30 protein-coding genes are annotated in these 24,618 nt (G+C 38.7%); all 30 read right to left on the bottom strand.

Annotation, left to right across the window (positions count from 1 at the left end; translation table 11 throughout):
- The 30 genes from BN6559_RS17250 to BN6559_RS17115 all read right to left on the bottom strand — a co-directional run bounded on the left by BN6559_RS17250 (position 1) and on the right by BN6559_RS17115 (position 24,373).
- Positions 1–552, bottom strand: coding sequence for a hypothetical protein (locus BN6559_RS17250; RefSeq protein ID WP_110955888.1), 552 nt, complete (start codon positions 550–552; stop codon positions 1–3).
- Position 553: 1 nt separating this feature from the next.
- A complete protein-coding gene (locus BN6559_RS17245; RefSeq protein ID WP_110955887.1) occupies positions 554–1,621 on the bottom strand; it encodes a pentapeptide repeat-containing protein in 1,068 nt (355 codons plus the stop codon).
- Positions 1,622–1,866: 245 nt separating this feature from the next.
- A complete protein-coding gene (locus BN6559_RS17240; RefSeq protein WP_110955886.1) occupies positions 1,867–2,277 on the bottom strand; it encodes a membrane-associated protease 1 in 411 nt (136 codons plus the stop codon).
- Complete coding sequence (locus tag BN6559_RS17235; protein WP_110955885.1) at positions 2,277–2,819, bottom strand: hypothetical protein; 543 nt, start codon at positions 2,817–2,819, stop codon at positions 2,277–2,279. Before BN6559_RS17235 ends, BN6559_RS17240 begins: the two co-directional genes overlap by 1 nt.
- Positions 2,820–2,837: 18 nt before the next feature.
- A complete protein-coding gene (locus BN6559_RS17230; RefSeq protein WP_110955884.1) occupies positions 2,838–3,347 on the bottom strand; it encodes a hypothetical protein in 510 nt (169 codons plus the stop codon).
- A gap of 109 nt (positions 3,348–3,456) precedes the next feature.
- Complete coding sequence (locus tag BN6559_RS17225) at positions 3,457–3,942, bottom strand: hypothetical protein (protein WP_110955883.1); 486 nt, start codon at positions 3,940–3,942, stop codon at positions 3,457–3,459.
- 665 nt (positions 3,943–4,607) lie between these two features.
- Positions 4,608–5,108 carry a hypothetical protein gene (locus BN6559_RS17220; protein WP_110955882.1) on the bottom strand — a complete coding sequence of 167 codons (501 nt, stop codon included), beginning with the start codon at positions 5,106–5,108 and terminating at the stop codon, positions 4,608–4,610.
- A 484-nt stretch (positions 5,109–5,592) separates the two neighbouring features.
- On the bottom strand, positions 5,593–5,886 hold the full coding sequence (locus BN6559_RS17215; protein ID WP_199884110.1) for a hypothetical protein: 294 nt from the start codon (positions 5,884–5,886) through the stop codon (positions 5,593–5,595).
- Positions 5,887–5,933: 47 nt separating this feature from the next.
- A complete protein-coding gene (locus tag BN6559_RS17210; RefSeq protein WP_110955881.1) occupies positions 5,934–6,617 on the bottom strand; it encodes a hypothetical protein in 684 nt (227 codons plus the stop codon).
- A gap of 480 nt (positions 6,618–7,097) precedes the next feature.
- Positions 7,098–7,796, bottom strand: coding sequence for an SMI1/KNR4 family protein (locus BN6559_RS17205; protein ID WP_110955880.1), 699 nt, complete (start codon positions 7,794–7,796; stop codon positions 7,098–7,100).
- A gap of 83 nt (positions 7,797–7,879) precedes the next feature.
- Positions 7,880–8,353, bottom strand: coding sequence for a hypothetical protein (locus tag BN6559_RS17200; protein ID WP_199884109.1), 474 nt, complete (start codon positions 8,351–8,353; stop codon positions 7,880–7,882).
- A gap of 212 nt (positions 8,354–8,565) precedes the next feature.
- Positions 8,566–9,147 carry a suppressor of fused domain protein gene (locus tag BN6559_RS17195; protein ID WP_234407857.1) on the bottom strand — a complete coding sequence of 194 codons (582 nt, stop codon included), beginning with the start codon at positions 9,145–9,147 and terminating at the stop codon, positions 8,566–8,568.
- On the bottom strand, positions 9,144–9,650 hold the full coding sequence (locus tag BN6559_RS17190) for a hypothetical protein (RefSeq protein ID WP_110955879.1): 507 nt from the start codon (positions 9,648–9,650) through the stop codon (positions 9,144–9,146). The genes BN6559_RS17195 and BN6559_RS17190 overlap by 4 nt, the downstream gene beginning before the upstream one ends.
- A gap of 15 nt (positions 9,651–9,665) precedes the next feature.
- A complete protein-coding gene (locus tag BN6559_RS17185; RefSeq protein ID WP_110955878.1) occupies positions 9,666–10,283 on the bottom strand; it encodes a YwqJ-related putative deaminase in 618 nt (205 codons plus the stop codon).
- Between the two features lie 329 nt (positions 10,284–10,612).
- Positions 10,613–11,290, bottom strand: coding sequence for a DUF2625 family protein (locus BN6559_RS17180; protein ID WP_110955877.1), 678 nt, complete (start codon positions 11,288–11,290; stop codon positions 10,613–10,615).
- Between the two features lie 25 nt (positions 11,291–11,315).
- Positions 11,316–12,038: a NucA/NucB deoxyribonuclease domain-containing protein gene (locus tag BN6559_RS17175; RefSeq protein WP_110955876.1), complete on the bottom strand. Its 723-nt coding sequence runs from the start codon at positions 12,036–12,038 to the stop codon at positions 11,316–11,318.
- 449 nt (positions 12,039–12,487) lie between these two features.
- Complete coding sequence (locus tag BN6559_RS19400) at positions 12,488–13,174, bottom strand: suppressor of fused domain protein (RefSeq protein WP_199884108.1); 687 nt, start codon at positions 13,172–13,174, stop codon at positions 12,488–12,490.
- Positions 13,155–13,649, bottom strand: coding sequence for an ankyrin repeat domain-containing protein (locus BN6559_RS19395; protein WP_199884107.1), 495 nt, complete (start codon positions 13,647–13,649; stop codon positions 13,155–13,157). The genes BN6559_RS19400 and BN6559_RS19395 overlap by 20 nt, the downstream gene beginning before the upstream one ends.
- Positions 13,649–14,497 carry an AHH domain-containing protein gene (locus BN6559_RS19390; protein ID WP_199884106.1) on the bottom strand — a complete coding sequence of 283 codons (849 nt, stop codon included), beginning with the start codon at positions 14,495–14,497 and terminating at the stop codon, positions 13,649–13,651. The genes BN6559_RS19395 and BN6559_RS19390 overlap by 1 nt, the downstream gene beginning before the upstream one ends.
- Positions 14,498–14,603: 106 nt before the next feature.
- Positions 14,604–15,287 (bottom strand): hypothetical protein, encoded by a 684-nt coding sequence (locus tag BN6559_RS17160; RefSeq protein WP_110955875.1) that lies wholly within the window; start codon positions 15,285–15,287, stop codon positions 14,604–14,606.
- Between the two features lie 14 nt (positions 15,288–15,301).
- Positions 15,302–16,297 (bottom strand): HNH endonuclease, encoded by a 996-nt coding sequence (locus BN6559_RS17155; RefSeq protein WP_110955874.1) that lies wholly within the window; start codon positions 16,295–16,297, stop codon positions 15,302–15,304.
- A gap of 274 nt (positions 16,298–16,571) precedes the next feature.
- Positions 16,572–17,285 (bottom strand): HEAT repeat domain-containing protein, encoded by a 714-nt coding sequence (locus BN6559_RS17150; RefSeq protein ID WP_199884105.1) that lies wholly within the window; start codon positions 17,283–17,285, stop codon positions 16,572–16,574.
- Between the two features lie 18 nt (positions 17,286–17,303).
- Positions 17,304–17,987 carry a hypothetical protein gene (locus BN6559_RS17145; protein WP_110955872.1) on the bottom strand — a complete coding sequence of 228 codons (684 nt, stop codon included), beginning with the start codon at positions 17,985–17,987 and terminating at the stop codon, positions 17,304–17,306.
- A 464-nt stretch (positions 17,988–18,451) separates the two neighbouring features.
- Positions 18,452–18,808 carry a DUF6572 domain-containing protein gene (locus BN6559_RS17140; RefSeq protein ID WP_110955871.1) on the bottom strand — a complete coding sequence of 119 codons (357 nt, stop codon included), beginning with the start codon at positions 18,806–18,808 and terminating at the stop codon, positions 18,452–18,454.
- A 303-nt stretch (positions 18,809–19,111) separates the two neighbouring features.
- Positions 19,112–19,375, bottom strand: a complete 264-nt coding sequence (locus tag BN6559_RS19385; protein WP_199884104.1) for a hypothetical protein — start codon at positions 19,373–19,375, stop codon at positions 19,112–19,114.
- 279 nt (positions 19,376–19,654) lie between these two features.
- Positions 19,655–19,810 (bottom strand): hypothetical protein, encoded by a 156-nt coding sequence (locus tag BN6559_RS19380; RefSeq protein WP_199884103.1) that lies wholly within the window; start codon positions 19,808–19,810, stop codon positions 19,655–19,657.
- A 190-nt stretch (positions 19,811–20,000) separates the two neighbouring features.
- Entirely contained in the window at positions 20,001–21,161 is a 1,161-nt protein-coding gene (locus BN6559_RS17130) for a suppressor of fused domain protein (RefSeq protein ID WP_199884102.1), read from the bottom strand.
- The gene (locus tag BN6559_RS17125) at positions 21,162–23,423 is read right to left on the bottom strand and encodes a contractile injection system protein, VgrG/Pvc8 family (protein WP_199884101.1); all 2,262 of its coding nucleotides are present in this window, start codon (positions 23,421–23,423) and stop codon (positions 21,162–21,164) included.
- Positions 23,424–23,466: 43 nt separating this feature from the next.
- A complete protein-coding gene (locus BN6559_RS17120; RefSeq protein WP_110955869.1) occupies positions 23,467–23,835 on the bottom strand; it encodes a DUF4280 domain-containing protein in 369 nt (122 codons plus the stop codon).
- Positions 23,822–24,373, bottom strand: a complete 552-nt coding sequence (locus tag BN6559_RS17115) for a hypothetical protein (RefSeq protein WP_110955868.1) — start codon at positions 24,371–24,373, stop codon at positions 23,822–23,824. The genes BN6559_RS17120 and BN6559_RS17115 overlap by 14 nt, the downstream gene beginning before the upstream one ends.
- Between the last annotated feature and the right edge of the window lie 245 nt (positions 24,374–24,618).

Genomic DNA, 24,618 nt, shown 5'->3' with positions numbered 1-24,618 from the left:
TTATTCCCTCACTTTCACTCGCTGCAAACCAACTGCCAGTGGTCTTCTTCTAAGGATGCTTTCGGCGGCGGTAAGCGATACGAGCCAAATTTCTTCGACGATTCCGTCCACTTTGAGAATATGTTGATCACGCACTGCGTTTTCTTTCACTACAAGTTCTTCCACGATTCCGGTATCATAAATTTTTGCCGTGCTATGGAGACATGGGGTTGGCTTTATATATGGTATCCAGTACAAAGGCACCGGCGACGTAATGCCTTCTTCGGCATTAAAATCCTGCGGATAGAGCTGCATTCCTTTAAATTGGAGTTTAGGCTCCAGAAGCAAGAACAAATCCCGCAGCCGGTCGGCAAGCATAAAACAAGGAGACGATAGCAAATCGCAGATCTCTATCCCCATACTCGGTTGATAGTAGGCAACGATCAAGTCTTCCAGCCCTTGAAAGGCAAGTTGATTCATTTTGTAGGGGTATTGTTCTCGTGTGATACCTTCAATGGCAATTGGATTCGACACACATTTGCTTTGAAAGATTCGAAAATATTCTACTGACATCTTATACCTCCCCGCCTTTCGTGATCTGTGCTGTCACAAATTCTTGAAAATCAGAATTGGTAAAGTCACCGCCATCTATTGTGAGTTTTATGAGCTGAGAATCTGTCAACAACGCACCGGGAAATTGACAATTTATCAATCGTACATTTTCCAGCGTACAATCGGAAAATTCCAGACTGCGATATGTATCATTTCTACCGTCATTTCTGCGCAAGTGCTCGGTTACCGTTTCTTGAAAACTTACTTCGCTGCAGCGGGAACCCAAAAATAAAGCACCTGACAGTCGAACCTGCGTGAATTGGCAATGGGAAAATTGACAGTGATCAAAGGTTACATCGCTTAAATCTACGTCGTCAAACGTACAATTTTCAAAAGTGCAATCACGAAATCGACTAAGGCTGAGATCTAATCCAACAAATTTTTTCTTGCTGTAACGACATTTCTCATAAACACGGAAGCGCAGCGCATCATCCGTACTGCAGTTAAATAGATCAATCGGCGGCAAATCAGCAAACACTGCACTTTGCCAGTCCTGATATTCACCAAATAAAATATAGAATGCAGCTTCACGCTGCAGCATCTTGAATGCCGGTGCCGCTGTAAAGTTTTGCAGCCAGTATTTGAGCTTTGCATGCAGGGTATAAGCAAGCAAGCGTACGGATTGCCAGCGCATACTTGCCAGATGCGTTTGCCGTATCCAAGCTCGTTGGTTCTTTCCGGCCTCTTCCATGGCAGCTTCATGTGCATGCCAATACGTGAACAGCCAATCGACATTGATATATGTACTATAAAAAGGTTCAGTCACAGGCCATTCACTGCTGTAAAAATCAAGACGCAGTTTAAATTCGTTAAAATACACTTGAGTATACATCACCGATATGCTCATATATGCGACCAACGGCGCCCCTTCTGCCTGTAGGCTTGCTACCTCTTTCATCGCATCTTCCAGTGATGCGATAAACTGCGCGGCAGTCCCATCTTTTTCAAGGTCAAGGTGTGTATCCGTGATCAACTGACGTGCCAGCACAGCATAGTCTTCTGACTGAAATATGGAGACAAAATCTTTCATCAGGTTCTCCTCCTTATATTACGTGATGACGACATCTTTGGCCGCCAATGTAATCTGGTCGGGCAGCATATTGATAAATGATTCGCCGGTTTTAAGCAGGATCTGTTCTTTGGCTGGTATGCGTTCATCCATTTCCATCTTGAATTCTCCTTATCACTCAAAAACAAAAACCCGCTATGCACGAAAGCAAGACGGGTCTTATTGTATTTATCTTATTCACCAAAATGTATTCAAAACGACATACCTCACTCGGCTTTTACATCCGTCATTTTATCCATACGTTGCCGCAGTATAAGAGAAAAATCGCCAACACCGCTCGTACTATTATATTTTTCACTATAATCCACAACAAAGGCATTTGGAAAATTTATCGTACGAAAAAGTTGGCCTTCATACTTTACTTGTACCGTAACATCACGATATGCATCTGCACTTGTTGCTGGAATCAAGGACCAATCAAAAAGTTTTACTGTATCACTACTTCCCGGTAATCCTTTCTTAGCGAACAATTTTCCAGAAATCCACATAGTCGCTGTTGCTTCTGAAGACTTCGCCCGTGAATTACTTGGCGTGTTGACCTCTGCATGTACATAGTAAATGATTTCCTTTTCAAATTTAATTGTTTCAGATCCCTTTATATTTAACAAATATGACATTATCCCATCCAAACCTCCGCATCATTTATTCTATATCCTTCGTATTCCACTTGCATCATATACGAATAATACGCCATCTCTACCAAACCTTTATTATAAGCCGGCCAATCTTCTATCGGCGTAATTTTTGCAATAAAAGGCTTGTCGATACCAGCCGCATGCATAACATCCCAAGCAAAATCTACACAAGCATTTCCAACGCCCCAGTAAGGTCCGAACGTATTCTTCTCCAATGCAAGCTGACAATAATTGCGTAAATTTTTATACATGCTCTCCCCAAGTGGAAAAGACCTCTGATAGTTAATTTCTTGGTATGCGTGTAGATCACTATCCTTAACCTTTCCAACATCAGTATGCATCTGTCCTGAAATTTTAGGATGAAATCCATAAGACTCCTTTAATCCACTGGGATGATCAACGCTTATCCACATATGACCAACTTCACTTGGATCATCCGGTTCACCATTTTCTTTGATCATAGGGCATCCGCGTACAGCAATATACACCGTAAGATAGTACCCTTCATTTACAATCATGGACATTTTGTTCCTCCTTATCAATTAGAAATATATAAACCAAATAAGCCAACTTTCTAAAATAGCGGGAATTAGTATAATTTTTAGCGGCATCGCTTTTATCGTTTTCCACTTTGATCCATCCCTTATAAATTTCTTTACATGATAAACGATGATTACAGGCGGCATCGCAAAAATTAAATATAAACTTCCACTAATAGCCGCTTCACTGATTGAATAATTTATTATAATTTCAAAAAATTTATCTAAAGAAGTATAAACTTCAGGGTATTCTAAGCCGATCAGAGACACTGTTGAAAAAATAAAATTTGATACTACAATCCATTTCCAGTAATGATTTAACCGGATAAAACATGCCTCTATAAAAACAAAAGTTGTAATCGTCAAGGCTCCCAACACACCCATATCATCTCTTAAATGAAAAATTTGATGATATGCATTATAAATAGGATTTGTAAAAAATATAAATACTGTAATACCAAGCGTCACCATAATTTCTCTTATGCATTTGCATCTTTTCACTATAGAAACCATACCTGCCTCCTTACTTTTTCATATATACTCTGTCTTACTTGGAACCCCTGTTCACTATTCTCACACTACAATATGTATTTTCCTTCTATATCAATCAAAATTTCTAACGCTAAACCCCAAAAATAAACCAAATAAGAAATAGCTCCCAAAGAATAGAAATCAATATGATTTTGTATGGCATAGCTTTTATTTCTTTCCATTTTAAGCTATATTTTATAATTTTCTTCATGTAATACACTACAAACGCAACCGGGATTGTAAATATTAAAAATAAACCTCCATTAATTAAAACCTCTGACAACTTGCTAGAAAAAGCATAGAATTCAGGAAATCCATAACTTATACTCGCCGCCGCTTCAAAAATGAACGTTGATGAGATAATCCATTTCCAGTAATGATCTAATCGAATCAAGCATGCCTCAATGACAATAAAAGCTGTAATAATCAAGCCTCCCATCACGCCCATATCATCTCTTACCGGAAAAATCTTATGATACATTTGATCAATAGGATTGCTCAAAAATATAAATATTGTAAGACCAAGCATCACCATAATTTCTCTTACGTAATTGCATCTTTTCATTATAGAAAACACAGGCTACCTCCATTATCGAATGTGATCTTAAAATGATTATGTATGACAATCTCAACGATCTACAAATTTATCATCAGATATAACTTAAGGGATAGAGATGCTCCATCCCTTAATTATTTATTTATAAATTTTCTCTTATTAAGCAATACTTAATTGATACAATCGTAACATAGTTTTACTTTTAATGTCATCATTTTACATGGTATTTTTGTAAAAATAAATCATTTGTCCCATTATATGATATTATTTCAAGTTTGCCATTTTCTTTGTAATTGAAAATTCACATGCTTTTTCACCTCGAATGGCAATGACCCCATCCTTGACCAGACATAGCGAAGACATGCTGCTGCTTGCAAAAACAGCGCACAAAAAAGACAGCCCAAAAATTAAGCTGTCTCAATTGGAAATATTAAGCTATAATATTAAAGGACGTAGCGTCAACTACGCCCTTATAACTGAATAGGAGGTGATACCATGCAGTTAGAATTCGGGAAACTACGACTAACGATTTCTAGCAAATTCATTTTAGCGGTTGCAACGCTATTTGAACTTTGCAGGTAGTCAACGCCTACTCAACCGAAACGTCCTGTTCTCATCAGGACGTTTTTGGTTTACTTAGTATATGTCTATTATATGCGATTTAATACGTATTGTAAACATATCTGTTACCTTGTCATTGTAAAACCAAATATTTTCCACATATTCAATAAATCCATCAATATATATGGTATTACTCCTGCCAGTTTTCCACATACATAATTTCCATCGTAGGCTTCTCCTACTGCCACGACTATTTCTACGATTGGGATACAGCCTACAACTGCTAGTCCAATGTCTTTCCAATCTTCGGCGGTCAGCGCACTTTCTCCTTCTTCGGCATCTTCTTCGGCATCTTCTTCGACTTCTTCCGGCTGCGGGCATGGGGCTTTGTTGATTCCTTCAAGTTTTACCAGCTTTCCGTAGATGTTGGTGATGTCTTCTTTTAGGATGATACTGGCGAGGCCTGTGTTTAGATAGAGTCCCGGGGGTGTTGCGCCTGCTGCGGGTTGGCTTACCGGGGCGCCTGCTTCTATGGAGATGGTTTTCCCTTTAATTTTGAGATCGTTTTCTGCGGAAAACACGATGTCTTTAGCACTTACGATGTCTATTCCGCTGGCATCAGTCATGACTATAGCTATTTTTACTGCCGCACTTTCGTCGGCGGTAAAGGATAACGTATCGGGCGCTATGTATTTGGTATTTTGAGTCAGGCTTGAGTTATATTACTTGATTTCAAGCTTAGCAGGTCTTTTCTATAAGTCAATTTTTATATAACTCAAGCCTGACCCCATTAATCCTAATAACACTAATTATCCGGACGAACAATTTCCACTTTTGTAGGTGAAATTTTTGTACCTCCTACGAATGGCTCTTTTCCTTTTCCTACAACTGTAGCACCAAGCCTGTAGTGGACTTTCACCACAAGTTACCGCCTCCCATTCAGGGAAAACTTAAAAACGACCAGCATTGATTTGCTAGTCATTTCTAATTATATTTCAATTGTTAGACAAGACTCTTGCCACCTTATCTGCGTATATCTTAATCCTTATAATTAAAAATACTTATCTCTAAAAAATCAAATTCTAGATATCAGTAGCTCATCTAAATTTATTACGAATTCTCTGGTTGACGATTCCACACACTATCTTTATTATCTCTCCATGCGATCCACCCTATTGGCAAATCATATAACTTCATGAGCTCACTATCCAATGTTATTATTTCTTCTAAAGATACTAGCATTGCATCATTCATATCAACATCTAAACCATCGTGAAATTGCCACATCCCATCCTCTTCATCATGAGAAACGTAGACAATAGCTGTATGATTTTTAATAATATTTTTTGTAGTCATAACCATTACGTTCTTCCCATCTTCAAATAACCACTTTTCATCTATCATTATTTTCTTCCTTTCTTTAATGCTATTCGCCACCTAAAATATTATATTTATTTATCCGACTTCGCTCGATTTTCTTCTCGTGATAGCACTTGAGCGTTACTATTACTATTACTATTAGAACCACCTTTACTCCTTGCATCGATATGATCTATTTGCCACTCATTTGAATCAGGTTTAACCCCCTTTTGACTCTTTTGAGGCCTAACTAACTCAGCTCCTGATTGATCAGACCTTACAACGCCACCATTTTTCTTCATGTTGTCTTGAATTATTTTTTCTTTTTGAGCTTTGGTAAACTTTTTGCCTGGACCTACACTTGGAGAATCAGGAATATGTGAATATGGTCTTTTCACTTTCCCCTTACCCGTTTTCCCCGCAATCTTCTTCGCCGCATTCTCTATCGCTTTACGCGCATCGGCCATCATGTGACTGCTTAGGGTCTTCATTTTGCCGCCGAGTGCTTTCGCTTTCTTGGCTAAGCGTTTTACTAAATTTTTTCCTTTGTTGATCAGGTTCAGTATCTTCCCCGCTATCTTACCTTTTTTCGCAAATTTCGCTACTTTTCCGGCAGTTCCAGCAAAGGGTATGACACCTGCCAAAGATATGCCTGCATCTACGTAATTTCCATCGTAGGCTTCTGACAATGCTTCTCCTACTGCTACAACGCTTCCTACTATTGGGATACAGCCTACAACTGCTAGTCCAATGTCTTTCCAGTCTTCGGCGGTCAACCCACTTTCTCCTTCTTCGGCGTCTTCTTCGACTTCTTCCGGCTGCGGACAGGGGGCTTTGTTGGTGCCTTCGAGTTTTACAGGCTTTCCGTAGATGTTGGTGACGTCTTCTTTTAGGATGATACTGGCGAGTCCTGTGTTTAGATAGAGTCCCGGCGGTGTTGCTCCTGCTGCGGGTTGGCTTACCGGGGCGCCTGCTTCTATGGAGATGGTTTTCCCTTTGATTTTGAGATCATTCTCTGGGTGTATTTGGGGTCAGGCTTCAGTTATATTACTTGATTTCAAGCTTAGCAGGTCTTTTACTATAGGTCAATTTTTATATAACTCAAGCCTGACCCCATTAATCTAAATGGCTGTCGATATGGATTACAATGAGATTTTTCTCATGATAGGTGACTGCTTGTCCGAGGTGCATCGTTTCGTAGCCGGTTGTTTGGTAGATTAAGATTCCATTTGTTAGACAGATTTCGATCACGTAGTCTATGGCTCAAAACCAATTACAATCCATTCGTCTACTACATCCCAAAAGTTAATTTTATAATCAGGTTGATCATCTTTCCACCATAATGTGCCATTATTATTATTACAATTCTGATAATCGGAAACTACATACCCTCCCATCCCATTGCTAAAAAAACCAAATGATGTTTTAAAATCTAATTGTAATGGTTCTTTCAATTCATCAAGAATTCCCCATTCATAGTCATTAAGATACGTCACAGATTCTAATGGTACTAACCCCATCGACTCACTAGCATAATAGAAAAATCCATTATGAACATTTTCATAGAATTTTCTAATTGAAATAGGTAACTTATTCCATGATTCTTCCAAATTTCCATTATTGAATTCTTCATTCGGATTTCTACCTTCATAATATAATGTATGACCTTTTGAATTTTTGATTGTATATAAAATAGAATATCGTTCTGCAATCTTAATTAATTCAACATCTTCTAGATAGTCATTTAAGTATGCAATAGTATTACAAAGCTCCTTTCCTACATGTTTTTTCCATATTTTTAAAAGAAACTCAATCCTACCTATTCCCTTTTCCTCTTTGAATAACTTAATCCATTCATTTGGTAAAATATTGCTATCAAGATTGTTGTTCTCATCTAGTGATATAATCTTAACGTCTCTATTATATTTTTTTAAAAACTCATATTTTTTCTCCATAAAATTCAATCACCATCACTTATTTTTTAGTAAATCATCAATTTGCTTCTGTATTTCTCCTTCGAGTTTTAATGACTTTTCCATCATTTTTTGTCTAAATTCAGAATTAACTTCAATAGCCTCTTTTTGTACGCAGTCCATTCCTCGTAAGATTTCGAACCTTTTGACGTATTTGCCGTTTTACTTAATCCAGTAAAATTTTCCGAATTATTTAAAACTTTAAGCTGTTGCTCATAAGTCAACTTATCAAAACCCTCCATACGAGTGATTTTATCCATTGACACAATATGATCTGCTTCTAGTCTTGATTTTATAATTTTACCAGGAAGTGCCGGATCTGGGATTGGTAATTCAATACCTTCATTTACTTTATTTCTTATTTCATCGTTAGGTGAATTTCTCCTCAATTTCTTATATAAATCATCTGAAATTTTTCTTTTTCCATCTCCATATCTAGCTTTCCCCGTCTTCCCCGCTATCTTTCCTTTTTTCGCAAATTTCGCTACTTTTCCGGCGGTTCCAGCAAATGGTATGACACCTGCCAAAGATATGCGCATCTACGTAATTTCCATTGTAGGCTTCTGACAATGTTTCTCCGACTGCTACGACCGATCCTACGATTGGGATGCATCCTGCAACTACTAGTCCAATGTCTTTCCAGTCTTCGACGGCCGTTTTGTCTTCTTCATTCATTAAAAATGACTAGCATTATTTGCTAGTCATTTTTAATTGTATTTCAATTATTAGATAAGTTTCCCTTCGTCCTATCCTATACTACAGACTCTCGGTCTAAATCTAATATATCGATATTAGATTTTTCTAACAAATCTAAAAAAATTTCAACCCCATTTTTTTCTACATATTGATATTCTGATTCAGAAATTGGAATAGCCTGTAACCATGCAATTATTTTATCTTCCATATTTTTTGTTTCTAATTTTTCATCCCAAAGAAAAGGACTTACAAACATAATATGTTTCATATGATAATCAGGATAATACATTTGTACTACATCCGGGTAAATTGTTCCTGGAAAACAAGAATACCCAGAGTTAATTATATTGAAGGCACATGTACTAATTACATTTCCATATTCTTTAAGATCGCTTGGTGCGGCAGCAACAATTTCCACTCTTAGTGGCCCACTTTCAACATCCAAGTCAATATTGTAATCTGATAATCCAATCGTTGAATATGATGTTTCCCCTACATTAGGCGATTCTTCTGCATGCAAAATGGCAATTTTACTTTTTTCATTATCGTCACCATATGTAAAAACTGAAGCTTTTCCATCAAATATATTCGCCACATAATTAGCAAGTTGTTTTTTTTCATTAGATACACTCATCATAAACCGATAATTTGTTTGTAAGCACAAATAACTTTATCATATTCTTCTTCGCTCACTGGATTTCCCCAGCCATTATCACTTGAATTTTCTGGTTCTCGATCAAAAACATTATTAACATCAGGTATTTGGACACCACTAGATTGAACTATTTTGATACTTTCCAGCAAAAATTTCAAGGGCTCATCTGATATTGCACCATACATATCAACAATACCAACTTCAACAACACTTTCAACAAGATGATTAAATACACCATAAATTTCACTTGGTACAATCATCTTTATATGATCAGGAAGAGGATCCCCTCTTCCTGATATCTCTAAAGAACAACCTGCACTTTCCCATTTCACTAAATTTTTCTCAATTAAGATTGAAAGAAGGTGCTCTATTAATTCCTTAATACTCTCATGAACTATTCTTTTTTCAGCACAAAAATTAGCTAAACACAATGCTGCATATGCTTGTTTTTTTCTAATTGACATACTTTGTAATAAATCTATCACTTAACTACTTCCTCCTTATGGGTTAACATTTTTTACTCCAAAATTATTTAATAACTGTTTACAAACATTACATGGGGCTTTTGATGTTCCATGCATGCCAGTAGTACTAGCTGCCCCTCTTACATTCGCTACGGTAATTTCCGCCCCATTCAAGTTAAGTTTTTTATTTAATGCCCGTGAAATAACATTAACCTCCGCACATTCTCCGTTAAATTCATTAGGCGGTATATCTTTTAACACTTGTTGTACTCTATTATTAATTACGCCTCCCTGATTTCTTCCAACTATAATTTGACCATCTCGAGTTTTTAATACTGCAACAGTATTCGGCCTTTGTCGAGCAGGTAAATTCTGTACCTTATCAGCAAGACGACTCGCTAACGATTTTTTCCCCTTCCCCGTCTTCCCCGCAATCTTTTTCGCCGCATTCTCTATCGCTTTACGCGCATCGACCATCATGTGACTGCTTAGGGTTTTCATCTTGCCGCCGAGCGCTTTCGCTTTCTTGGCTAAGCGTTTTACTAAATTTTTTCCTTTGTTGAGCAGGTTCAGTATCTTCCCCGCTATCTTACCTTTTTTCGCAAATTTCGCTACTTTTCCGGCAGTTCCAGCAAAGGGTATGACACCTGCCAAAGATATCCCTGCATCTACGTAATTTCCATTGTAGGCTTCTACTAAGGCTTCTCCGACTGCTACAACGTTTCCTACGATTGGAATACACCCTACAACGGCTAGCCCAATGTCTTTCCAGTCTTCGGCGGTCAGCCCACTTTCTCCTTCTTCGGCATCTTCCTCGACTTCTTCCGGCTGCGGACATGGGGCTTTGTTGGTGCCTTCGAGTTTTACAGGCTTTCCGTAGATGTTGGTGATGTCTTCTTTTTTCGTTAAAAATGACCAGCATTCTTTGTGCTAGTCATTTTCATTTAAATTTAAGCTATAAAACAAGCTTTCCGTCACCTGTCTTAATCACTTTGCCTTGAAATTTTTTCTTTATTCATCAAATTAATATTCCACAATTCATCAATTGAAACTGCTTTTCGTGCACGATTAGTTATTTCAGAGCCTTCAGCCCACAAAAAAGGATATATTAAAATTCCTTGATCACAGTTAATGTTTAATACTTCATTTTTCCATTCATTCCAGCGAAGCCCTTCGTAAAACTTAGCAACATCGCCTGCCATTGCCCAGTGAATGAAATCCGTGTATCCCATTTCCATGTCCTCCCATTCTAAAGTATCAGGAGCAAAATAAAATACATTTCCCATTTCTCCTTGAATACCGCCTCCATTTATAGCGAAAAATCCACCCAATACATCATCCGCAATAAGTAAGCACCCCTTCATTTTAGGACTACCTTCTAAAATATCTATTTTATTCCATGATATAATATTTCTCGAAAAGCGCTCATGTCCTGATCCAAGTATTCTCAGCCATCTATTATCAACTAGTATTCCACCCGTCTTATAAGCTACAGCTCCTAATGCAGATTTAGTTGAAACTTGTAACTTGAGAATTACTTTTTGTGCATTATCAAAATTCACAGGCAAAATTTCATTTTTATGACCAGATTTCGTAGCCCATTCTTGAATTAATTGCCACATTTCATCCTTTTTATCAATTAGTTCATCTAACTGCTTCATTATATTTTTCACCACCTAAAATTATTTATTCTTCAACTTTTATTTTAACTTTTGTTCCATCTGGATATGAACGCAATTGCTGTCCCATTGTAGAGCCTGCTCCCCTATTATCGGAACTTGAAATTGTTCTCACACTTGCGCCTTTTCCTCCCTCTTCAAACATTGCAGGAGGATATTCGTCACGGTCTTTCCCCTTTACAGTTTCTACTCCCTTTAGCGACTCCTTACGATTAGCAGCTGCACCACTACGTTTTATTGTTAACGTATCTGGGTGCCCATTTTTAATCGCGTCTTCAATATGTTGAGCAGATTCTGGATATTTACTTTTCGAAATTTTAACCTCAACTTTAGCTTTCCCCTTGCCCGTCTTCCCCGCAATCTTCTTCGCCGCATTCTCTATCGCTTTACGCGCATCGGCCATCATGTGACTGCTTAGGGTCTTCATCTTGCCACCAAGTTGTTTTGCCTTCTTAGCTATTTTTTTGAATGCACGTTTCGCTAAATTTTTTCCTTTGTTGATGAGGTGCAGTATCTTCCGCGCTATCTTACCCTTTTTCATGACCTTCGCTACTCTTACAAAGCCTCCGACTACAGGGATTCCACTTAGTACGGATACTCCTGCTCCTACATAGTCTCCTTGGTGAACTGCCAAGGCTGTTTCACCGACGGCAACTGCTGCAGTTGCACCTGGCGATGGAATAAAGCCTGCGACTGCGAGTCCGATTTCTGCCCAATCTTCGGCAGTCATTTTGTCTTCTTCAGCTTCGGCGTCTTCCTCGACTTCTTCCGGCTGCGGACATGGGGCTTTGTTGGTGCCTTCGAGTTTTACAGGCTTTCCGTAGATGTTGGTGACGTCTTCTTTTAGGATGATACTGGCGAGTCCTGTGTTTAGATAGAGTCCCGGCGGTGTTGCTCCTGCTGCGGGTTGGCTTACCGGGGCGCCTGCTTCTATGGTGTATTTGGGGTCAGGCTTGAGTTATATTACTTGATTTCAAGATTAGCAGGTCTTTTACTATAAGTCAATTTTTATATAACTCAAGCCTGACCCCATTAATCCATTAATCCCGTTGGCATCGGTCATGACTACGGCTATTTTTACTGCCGCACTTTCATCGGCGGTAAATGGTATTATACAATAAAAATGACCAGCCTTCTTTGCTAGTCATTTTTATTGTATTTCATTCGTTTAAAAGCATGTCACTCTGTCTTCAATCCAACATTCTTTCTCGCTATGTCTAGGACATCACCAATTCTATTCTGATTCAATTTTTCTAGTAAATATTCATATCCTTCTGTTAGCGCAATGTTTCTTTCTTCTTCATATATTGGCATTATTAAATAAAAATTAATAATCTTCCCTTTCGACGTTATGAACTTTTCCATCTTCTCTTCTTTAGGCTTACATACCATAATGCAAGAAAGTTTCGTTTTAGCAGCAAATGGTTCTGGTGGTTCCCCGTTTGGTAAAATAACTTCTTCTCCTAGTACGCCATCGTAAAGATGAGGAATATGCGCTGTTTTTCTTAACCATCCTAATGGCCAATAATTATTCTCATCTTTCATTTTCTTCTGCTCTAATGGCCAATCTGCTGGTAATTTTATTAGAAGCTCTGCATAAGCTGTTTCTTTAGCCTCTTCTGCTTCATCCATTGGATAATCGCTCATTCCAGTTGTAAAAATCGTTATATATTTTCGATCTTTTGATGCTGGAATAATATGAAGACTCACTGCTACTCTGCTACCTGGTACAATTTCACTGATCGTTTGCGTAACTTTCCCATAATTTTCCGCTACATATTTTAGGATTTCATCATGCTGACCTTGATTATCTTCAACAAAATCAACATTTTTTTGGGGTTCTATTTCACTTCCCCCCCATAGCATCTCGTATTAAGTCAGCAATCTCGTTTTCTCCTCTTTCAATTGCATAAGCAAGTGCGTCTCTACCATTTTCATATTTTACATGAATATCAATTCCACTATCTATCAAGAATTTCACTATCTTTATATGACCACCAGTAATAGCACTAAATAATGGATTTCTCACAGGATCACTGACATCCAATTCAGCTCCACAAGAAAGAAGATACTTAACAATTTCCAGATGCCCTTTTGAAGCTGCCTCATTAATCGGACTACCTTCAAATATACCACCATGTTGATTAATATCAATTCCTGCTTCTACAAAATATTGGACAATATCCAGTTGCCCAGCATTTGCTGCGACATGCAACCATGTCCCAAATACACTCGTAGAAAAATTTAAGCGTTCTTTATCATTAGCAATTAACCCAATGACTTTCTCCAAATTTCCTTGCTTAATAGCAGCACGAATATCTCTAGATATTTGTATATTCATTATGTACTTCCTCTCTTTGCAGCCTTTTCACCTAGCATTTTAAGTGTTTCAACTATATCTTCCCTTGTACCACCATGCGTATCAGCTTCTTTAAGTTTATCAACAACATTCTTAAGAGCTTTAATATCATGCTGACCTTTTACTCCATTTGGTGCCCAAACTAAATTTTCAACATCATAAATTGGATCGATATCATATTTTTTCAGTATCTTTTGCCCTTCTTTAACCAATTTCTTCTGAGCTTTTCCTAATCCTTCTTTAAACAAAATATGATGTGCATGCGGATTCTTCATTCCGGCAGGTGGTCCACCAATTTTACTTTTAAGATATTTTCCGAATTTAAATTTTTTAGCTTTCTCCTTAGCATCAGCAATCTTACCCGCTGCATCCTTTATTGCCTTACCCGCATCAGCCTGGACGCGTTTGCCTTTGGTCTTCATTTTTCCAAACGGCAGACGTGTTTTTTTACCTTTAAATCCTTTTTTTAGTTTTTTTCCGGCATTAAGTGCTTTAGCGATCTTCCCCGCTATCTTACCTTTTTTCGCAAATTTCGCTACTTTTCCGACAGTTCCAGCAAATGGTATGACACCTGCCAAAGATATGCCTGCATCTACGTAATTTCCATTGTAGGCTTCTACTAAGGCTTCTCCGACTGATACGACCGATCCTACGATTGGGATACAGCCTGCAACTGCTAGTCCAATGTCTTTCCAGTCTTCGGCGGTCAGCCCACTTTCTCCTTCTTCGGCATCTTCTTCGACTTCTTCCGGCTGCGGACATGGGGCTTTGTTGGTGCCTTCGAGTTTTACTGGCTTTCCGTAGATGTTGGTGATGTCTTCTTTACTCATTAAAAATGACCAGCATTATTTGCTAGCCATTTTCGATTGCGTTACATTATTGAGATAAGTTTTCTGTCAGCTTATCTCTAAAATTCTCGTAACATTACTTTTATTTTTAATCTTCCCATTGAATATTTAATTCTCCAAAAGAAGTTTTACTTTCATCAAGTGTCCCTGGATCATCGGTTCCAATCAAAGCTACCTCTTCTCTTGATAAAACTAAATTACTATTTGGTCGAGAAACTTTACGTGTATAAATAGATTCAAGTAAAGTACACTGTTGTACAGACATATCATAGTATTCTTTCCATTCCCTTACGGCCATTTCAAACCCCATTACTTGCGACTTTAATAAAAATCCTCCATTATTTATCATATCATCAAAAGAATCTACAGAAAATAGTTTATCTTCCATCTCCCAAAATGCTGTTGTAATGAGAGGAACCGTTTTCCCATCTACATTATCCAGTAAATATTGTAATGTCTCGATTTCTGCAAAATTCATTATCTCCTTAGGTGCATTTTTAAAGTATGTATTGGCCTCCTGTATTTTATTCTTTGTTACAATGCGATCACTATGATCATCCCGAAAAGCTGCAATACAATATTGAGATCCAAAGGTTACAGTACCTCTTGCACCTGTATTGTTCTGTACATTATAATTTATTCCATCCCAAGATTGCTCATTTGACAACTCAGGATAATGTGCAACCATAATTGCATGTGCAATAGATGCCAAAATGCATCCTTGCCAAAGCTGTTCTTTTGCCCATTTTAACTCATACAACTTATTATTCATTCTAACAACCTCCATTATTTATCAGATTTAATTCTATTCTGTTTACGTGACAGCACCTGAGCATTACTATAACTATTAGTTCCACCATTAGCTTTAGCTACAATATGATCTATCTGCCACTCATTTTCAGGTGGTGTCACTCCCTTTTGGCTTTTGCTAGGTTTGACAAGACTCTCACCAGCAAAGTCATTTGGATCATCAGATCTAACTTTTCCATTATTCATTTTTTTATTTTCTTCAATTATTTTTTTCTTTTGAGCTGCTGTAAAATCTTTACCTGGACCAACATTAGGTGGATCCTCTAAATGTGAATAAGGCCTAGCTTTCCCCGTCTTTCCCGCAATCTTCTTCGCTGCATTCTCTATCGCTTTACGCGCATCGGCCATCATGTGACTGCTTAGGGTTTTCATCTTGCCACCAATTGACTTGGCTTTCTTGGCGATTTTTTTGAATACACGTTTCGCTAAATTTTTTCCTTTGTTGATTAGGTGCAGTATCTTCCGCGCTATCTTACCCTTTTTCATGACCTTCGCTACTCTTACAAAGCCTCCGACTACAGGGATTCCACTTAGTACTGATACTCCTGCTCCTACATAGTCTCCTTGGTGAACTGCCAAGGCTGTTTCGCCGACGGCTACTGCTGCAGTTGCACCTGGCGATGGAATAAAGCCTGCGACTGCGAGTCCGATTTCTGCCCAATCTTCGGCAGTCATTTTGTCTTCTTCAGCTTCGGCGTCTTCCTCGACTTCTTCCGGCTGCGGACATGGGGCTTTGTTGGTGCCTTCGAGTTTTACAGGTTTGCCGTAGATGTTGGTGACGTCTTCTTTTAGGATGATACTGGCGAGTCCTGTGTTTAGATAGAGTCCCGGGGGTGTTGCGCCTGCTGCGGGTTGGCTTACCGGGGCGCCTGCTTCTATAGAGATGGTTTTCCCTTTGATCTTGAGATCGTTTTCTGCGGAAAACACGATATCTTTGGCACTTACGATGTCTATTCCGTTGGCATCGGTCATGACTACGGCTATTTTTACTGCCGCACTTTCGTCAGCGGTAAAGGATAACGTATCGGGCGCTATGTATTTGGTATTTTGAGTCAGGCTTGAGTTATATTACTTGATTTCAAGCTTAGCAGGTCTTTTCTATAAGTCAATTTTTATATAACTCAAGCCTGACCCCATTAATCTATTGGGATCTTTACATAACATTTAAACGAAAATTACCAGCATTCTTTGCTAGTCATTTTCGTTTAAATTGCATTTTTTATACAAGTTTCCGAATATTCTACTGCTATAACTTAAGCTCAGATAAAAATTTAGCTGTTTTTAGTTTAGCCTTCTGTACATCGCCATGAATGATATATGGATCCTGCTTATCTTCACGTAATCCCAATTTTTTTACTGCGATACTCTCAATCATAATGATAATCCTAGCCATAACTTCATCATCTTTTTCTTGTTCGAAACCTTGTTTAAGACTTGCCAACAGTTTGTCTTTTAGTTCAGGCAAACGCCAGTATACCTGTCGATGTGCACTAGCTGAAGTTCTCCGTAATCGTGAAGAACGCTCTTCGAGAAGATGTGATTTAATAAGGTCTAAGTCCATTTCATTTCCTACCCATCCAAGCACATATAAAGCTACCTCGCGCTGGTATTCATTATCACTATTTACAAATTGTCGAGCTAAAGGAGCAGCATGAGAACTTCTAACACCTCCTAAAATATGCAAAATATCACCTAATGTTATGGGATCAGTTTCAGTTAAGATCTGTTCAACTAAAAATTCTTCTGCTTCTGGACGTTTCTTAAATGCAGCACGTATATCATAATAAAGTTCCTTACATTCTCGCTTTTTTAATAAATCATAATGGAAACGAATAAACTCTGGAGAATTATTAGATAAAAGCAGTTTTAAAAAAGCAAAGCTACGTTTAATTTTTTCACCAGATAAATCGTCACCTTCTTTTGCAAATTCATATATTTTTTTTAATTCACTTATATCCATTAACATTACCTCCCAAGATTAACGTGGATAATCATGATATTGATCACCGCATTCTTTATGTCTACTACGATGAAATTTCTTTTCCTGCGTTTTCATATTATCCATCTTATCCAGCTCTTTCTTTTGTTCAACTGTTTTTCCTGTATAAAGTGGCTTTTCATGTGAAACTTCATATCCTTTAGGAACGTTATTCCCCTTGGTTTTCTTAATATACTCTCTCGCTTCTGGTGACAATCCACTATTTGGGTCATTCGCATCGCGTAACAAAGCTTTACGCCTTTCGCTCTTACTGCGATAGAACTTTTTAGCTTTACCTGCCTTCTTCACCTTAGCAATCTTACCCGCTGCATCCTTTATCGCTTTACCCGTATCAGTCTGGACACGTTTGCCTTTGGTCTTCATTTTTCCAAACGGCAGACGTGTTTTTTTCCCTTTGCCCTTAATTTTTTTCAGTTTACCGCCTTTTTTCCCGGCGTTAAGTACTTTGGCAATTTTTTTTGCTATTTTACCTTTACTTGCAAGCTTTTGAACTCTCCCTATTGTTCCTGCATATGGTATGGCTCCTGATAGCTTTATACCTGCATCTACGTAATTTCCTTTGTAGGCCTCTAGCAATGCTTCCCCTACTGATGTGATTGTTCCCAGACCGGGGATACATCCTGCGACTGCGAGTCCGATTTCTGCCCAATCTTCGGCGGTCATTTCGTCTTCTTCATCTTCGGCATCTTCTTCGACTTCTTCCGGCTGCGGACATGGGGCTTTGTTGGTGCCTTCGAGTTTTACCGGTTTCCCGTAGATGTTGGTGATGTCTTCTTTTAGGATGATGCTGGCGAGTCCTGTGTTTAGATAGAGTCCCGGGGGTGTTGCGCCTGATGCGGGTTGACTTCCCGGGGCGCCTGCTTCTATGGAGATGGTTTTCCCTTTGATTTTGAGATCATTCTCTGGGTGTATTTGGGGTCAGGCTTCAGTTATATTACTTGATTTCAAGCTTAGCAGGTCTTTTAATATAAATCAATTTTTATATAACTCAAGTCTGACCCCATTAATCCATTAATCCCCACCTGGTTATCGCATATTCAGAGCAAACTTAAAAATGACCAGCATTTTTTTGCTAGTCATTTTTGATTGAGTTACAATCATCTAGACAAAATTTCTTCAACTTGCCTTTATAGTTTAATATCTAACCATCCTTCGGAATTAGGTATGGCTTCTTTAACACTAAGACCATATCCACTTCGCTGAAACAAATTTGCTACTTTTTTCATAAAATCAATTCCAATATCAGGGATATTATATTGACTATAAATCCTTATATCAAATTTTCGATCTCGAGCATCTGGATAATCCACATATATTTGATCACTTTCAATAAATCCCAAATAAAAATTCAACTTATCTTGAAGTAATACCAAATGTCGATCCGGTTCTTCCCAACTCAAGTCATCACTAATTGTTAATACGACATGACCAGATGCTTTATTAACACTTATATAATCCAAAACATCAACTTGTTTTAAAGACATAGCCTAACCTCCTAATAACACTAATTATCCGGACGAACAATTCCCACTTTTGTAGGCGAAATTTTTGTGTATTTGGGGTCAGGCTTGAGTTATATTACTTGATTTCAAGCTTAGCAGGTCTTTTACTATAGGTCAATTTTTATATAACTCAAGCCTGACCCCATTAATCTAAATGGCTGTCGATATGGATTACAATGAGATTTTTCTCATGATAGGTGACTGCTTGTCCGAGGTGCATCGTTTCGTAGCCGGTTGTTTGGTAGATTAAGATTCCATTTGTTAGACAGATTTCGATCACGTAGTCTATGGCTCAAAACCAATTACAATCCATTCGTCTACTACATCCCAAAAGTTAATTTTATAATCAGGTTGATCATCTTTCCACCATAATGTGCCATTATTATTATTACAATTCTGATAATCGGAAACTACATACCCTCCCATCCCATTGCTAAAAAAACCAAATGATGTTTTAAAATCTAATTGTAATGGTTCTTTCAATTCATCAAGAATTCCCCATTCATAGTCATTAAGATACGTCACAGATTCTAATGGTACTAACCCCATCGACTCACTAGCATAATAGAAAAATCCATTATGAACATTTTCATAGAATTTTCTAATTGAAATAGGTAACTTATTCCATGATTCTTCCAAATTTCCATTATTGAATTCTTCATTCGGATTTCTACCTTCATAATATAATGTATGACCTTTTGAATTTTTGATTGTATATAAAATAGAATATCGTTCTGCAATCTTAATTAATTCAACATCTTCTAGATAGTCATTTAAGTATGCAATAGTATTAGAAAGCTCCTTTCCTACATGTTTTTTCCATATTTTTTAAAAAAACTCAATCCTACCTATTCCCTTTTTCTCTTTGAATAACTTAATCCATTCATTTGGTAAAATATTGCTATCAAGATTGTTGTTCTCATCTAGTGATATAATCTTAACGTCTCTATTATATTTTTTTAAAAACTCATATTTTTTCTCCATAAAATTCAATCACCATCACTTATTTTTTAGTACAACTCAAGCTTGACCCCATTAATCCCGTTGGCATCGGTCATGACTACGGCTATTTTTACTGCCGCACTTTCATCGGCGGTAAATGGTATTATACAATAAAAATGACCAGCCTTCTTTGCTAGTCATTTTTATTGTATTTCATTCGTTTAAAAGCATGTCACTCTGTCTTCAATCCAACATTCTTTCTCGCTATGTCTAGGACATCACCAATTCTATTCTGATTCAATTTTTCTAGTAAATATTCATATCCTTCTGTTAGCGCAATGTTTCTTTCTTCTTCATATATTGGCATTATTAAATAAAAATTAATAATCTTCCCTTTCGACGTTATGAACTTTTCCATCTTCTCTTCTTTAGGCTTACATACCATAATACAAGAAAGTTTCGTTTTAGCAGCAAATGGTTCTGGTGGTTCCCCGTTTGGTAAAATAACTTCTTCTCCTAGTACGCCATCGTAAAGATGAGGAATATGCGCTGTTTTTCTTAACCATCCTAATGGCCAATAATTATTCTCATCTTTCATTTTCTTCTGCTCTAATGGCCAATCTGCTGGTAATTTTATTAGAAGCTCTGCGTAAGCTGTTTCTTTAGCCTCTTCTGCTTCATCCATTGGATAATCGCTCATTCCAGTTGTAAAAATCGTTATATATTTTCGATCTTTTGATGCCGGAATAATATGAAGATTCACTGCTACTCTGCTACCTGGTACAATTTCACTGATCGTTTGCGTAACTTTTCCATAATTTCTCGTTACATATTTTAGGATTTCATCATGCTGTCCTTGATTCTCTTCACCAAAATCAACATTTTTTTTGGGTTCTATTTCACTTCCCCCCATAGCATCTCGTATTAAGTCAGCAATCTCGTTTTCTCCTCTTTCAATTGCATAAGCAAGTGCGTCTCTACCATTTTCATATTTTACATGAATATCAATTCCACTATCTATTAAAAATTTAGCAATTTCTACATGTCCATCAGTAATAGCATCAAACAGGGGATTTCTCACAGGATCGCCGACATCTAACTTTGCACCACAAGACAATAAATATCTTACAATCTCGATATGACCATACGTAATAGCTTGATTTATAGCATAACTATCAGAAATGCCCCCACGCTTATTTACATCCATTCCTAACTCTACAAGATATTTAACCATATTGAGTTTTCCTCTTTTTGCTGCAACATGTAACCATGTCCCAAATACACTAGTAGTAAAATCGAAATGTTCTTTATTTGAACCAATTAAATTAGAGACTTTTCCACAATCACCTGCTTCAACAGCTCCAAGTATATCCTTAGCAGTATGCATATCCATTTATGTTCCTCCTCTTTTTGCAGCTTGGTTACCTAGTTCTTTTAACGTTTCAACAATATGTTGTTTTGTTCCACCAAGCATATCAGCTTCTTTAAGTTTATCAACAACATTCTTGAGAGCTTTAATATCATGCTGACCTTTTACTCCATTTGGTGCCCAAACTAAATTTTCAACCCCATAAATTGGATCGATATCATATTTTTTCAGTATCTTTTGCCCTTCTTTAACCAATTTCTTCTGAGCTTTTCCTAATCCTTCTTTAAACAAAATATGATGTGCATGCGGATTCTTCATTCCGGCAGGTGGTCCACCAATTTTACTTTTAAGATATTTTCCGAATTTAAATTTTTTAGCTTTCTCCTTAGCATCAGCAATCTTCCCCGCTGCATCCTTTGTCACCTTATTCGTATTAGCCTGGACACGTTTGCCTTTGGTCTTCATCTTTCCAAACGGCAGACGTGTTTTTTTACCTTTAAACCCTTTTTTTAGTTTTTTCCCAACATTAAGTGCTTTAGCGATCTTTCCTGCTATCTTACCTTTTTTCGCAAATTTCGCTACTTTTCCGACAGTGCCAGCAAAGGGTATGACGCCTGCCAAAGATATGCCTGCATCTACGTAATTTCCATCGTAGGCTTCTGACAATGCTTCTCCGACTGCTACGACCGATCCTACGATTGGGATACAGCCTACAACTGCTAATCCAATGTCTTTCCAGTCTTCGGCGGTCAGCCCACTTTCTCCTTCTTCGGCATCTTCTTCGACTTCTTCCGGCTGCGGACATGGGGCTTTGTTGGTGCCTTCGAGTTTTACCGGCTTTCCGTAGATGTTGGTGATATCTTCTTTCAGGATGATGCTGGCGAGCCCTGTGTTTAGATAGAGTCCGGGAGGTGTTGCGCCTGCTGCAGGTTGACTTCCCGGGGCGCCTGCTTCTATGGAGATGGTTTTGCCTTTGATTTTGAGATCGTTTTCCGCGGAAAACACGATGTCTTTGGCGCTTACGATGTCTATTCCGTTGGCATCGGTCATGACTACGGCTATTTTTACTGCCGCACTTTCGTCGGCGGTAAAGGATAACGTATCGGGGGCTATGTACATTTCTTTGCGTTCGTGGTTGGTGAAATATCTGTGGTTGTAGTCGCCTGTTTTTTGACAGCTTTGTCCGTTGGCTCTGGCACCGCTGATTGCGATGGCTTCTTCTTCCCATTCATTTCTGAAGTAGAGGTTGATGCTTTCTCCTTCATGCGGCATACAGTACATAAAGCTGTCTCCATCGGCTGCGTAGGGAAACCATTTAGCTATTGCCTTGTCTTGTTGTTCGTCTATATCCAGATGAATTTTTACGTGGACGTCGCTTCTTTCGATTATGGTTCCGGGCAGCGCACAGCTTTTTAACCTGGTATTTCCTCCCGATTCTTTTAGGACGATATTTTCTGTTGGTGCCAGGGTGAAGGTATGGGTTAAAAGTTCTTTTTCCAGACGGCTGTCGATGTGGATTACGATGAGGTCTTTTTCATGATAGGTGACTGCTTGTCCGAGGTGCATGGTTTCGTAGCCGGTTGTTTGGTAGATCAGAAAGTCGGCTTCTTCTACTTTGGGAAATTGATTCGCCGCGAGTTCTAGGTAAGTTTTATTATCTTTTTGTATGTATTGATCGGCATTGAGCGGAAGTTCTTCGGCTATGGTCTGCGGCAGTCCCAGCCAAAACCTCGGACGGTGTTTTCCATCGGCATATTCCGGGGTCAGTATGGTTCCTTCGCGCGCCGCTATACGTTTTAGGAGGTTCCAGGGCGTTTCTTTATACTGAACGATGAATTGGTCGTATTGCCGTCCAGCTTCCAGTTCTACCAGATACATTGTTTCAGGGTATTCTTTTAGGATGTCGGCGAGCAGTGTTTCATAGCTGATGCCGAGTTGTTGGTAGGAGCGACTGTACTCGACGATATCGAGTGCATAGGTCCAGGACAGCGCTTCTAGGGTGATCGTTTTAAGTCCGCCTTCTACCTGCATTTCTATGTTTGTACATACGCCGGCAAAGTAGGGTGTGCTGCGCCCGGGCAGTTGTATTTCTATTTTGGAATTTTCGGGCACGGCTTCTATGTCTTTGATTCCTAGCGTATCCGGCGCTAACGCTGTTAGTTTCATTTTAACATGTTCATTTAAATTTTGCACGATTTCCAATGAAGCTATGCTTATGATTGGTACGGGCAGCAGATACTGGATATCAGTGTGCGTAAATGCGGGATGTTTTTCTTTTTCTTCCATTTTATTTTCCCCTTTCCGTTTTGGGGTTAGTTCATTCGTTTGGTCAGCCTTCTTGTCCATCGTCCGTAATGGTGATCATACCACCGATTGCACAGGCATTGCAGCAAGTGTTTAACAGAGCCGGCGCACCTTCAATGAGTACGTCTTCTTTGCCGCCGATCCACGGACCGGTGCCCGGGCTGCAAGGCCCTTTTAATTTTTTACAAGTGCCGAATGGCAGGATATTCGTATTGGGCTTGCAATCGTTAATATTAAGCTGTGCCTGACCTTTCAGGTATACGCCGTGCGAATTTGGAACCACGAGCAGACTCGGACCGCTGCCGTTGCTGCAACTGGTCTGAGCGCCGTGCACAACATAGCTTTTTTCAGCACCACTAGCCGGGTGCATGTGCGGTGCTCTATAAAATGACATCGTATTCCTCCTCCTCTTGCTGGGTGCGGACAGGGGTTAGAGATATCCCGTAGAAAGGACGTCTTAGCAGGCTTTCTGCTGCGTCCAAGCGTACGATCAGGTATTTTCCCAACCTTGTGCGCACTTTAAATATTGTTTTGCTTCCTATTTTTGTTTCATCTAACACGATTTCCTTGATCTGACCACCTTTGTCATAGACCGTCTGATCTGAGAGGCAGTCGATTTCATCGACGCCCATCATCCAGTAGAGATATTGCGCACCGGTTTCTTGTTCTATTATGGGTACTGCTTTAAAGACAAGACTGCGGTCATATTTTCCAAGGATCATACGGACACCGTTGCTGATTAAATACGCCGGACGGCTGATGATATCAGGGTACGGTTCTTCTGTCTGGCTGTCGACGAGAATGACATAGGTATCTTCGAGTTCCAGTGCCTGATTTTTGGTCAAAAGTTTCTGCGTTAATACTGCTTCCGGCAGTTGCTCTGTTTCCAAGGTTCTGGCATATGCACCACTATGAAACAGAAAATATTGCATAGGGAATTCCCCCTTTTCCGATTGAATATGTGCCGATTTTTGTGCATATCAGCGTGTAGACAAAATAAAGTATTTATATGCCTTCGAAAACTTCTAAAACCGTTCCACTTAGTGACTAGTACGAAGATAGGCTGCCGGTTGGTGAGAAGTGCTCAGCTGCAAGGCGCAGCAAGGGGTTGCGAAGGAGTCGTACTGCTGTACGTCGACAAGCAGCCCCTTGTTGCAACGCCGCAGATGAGTGCTTA

It is taken from the genome of Massilibacillus massiliensis, assembly GCF_900086705.1.
Classification (GTDB): Bacteria; Bacillota; Negativicutes; order FLKF01; family FLKF01; genus Massilibacillus; species Massilibacillus massiliensis.
Note: the sequence above shows the minus strand (reverse complement) of the source record. Positions and strands in the feature narration are given on the sequence as shown.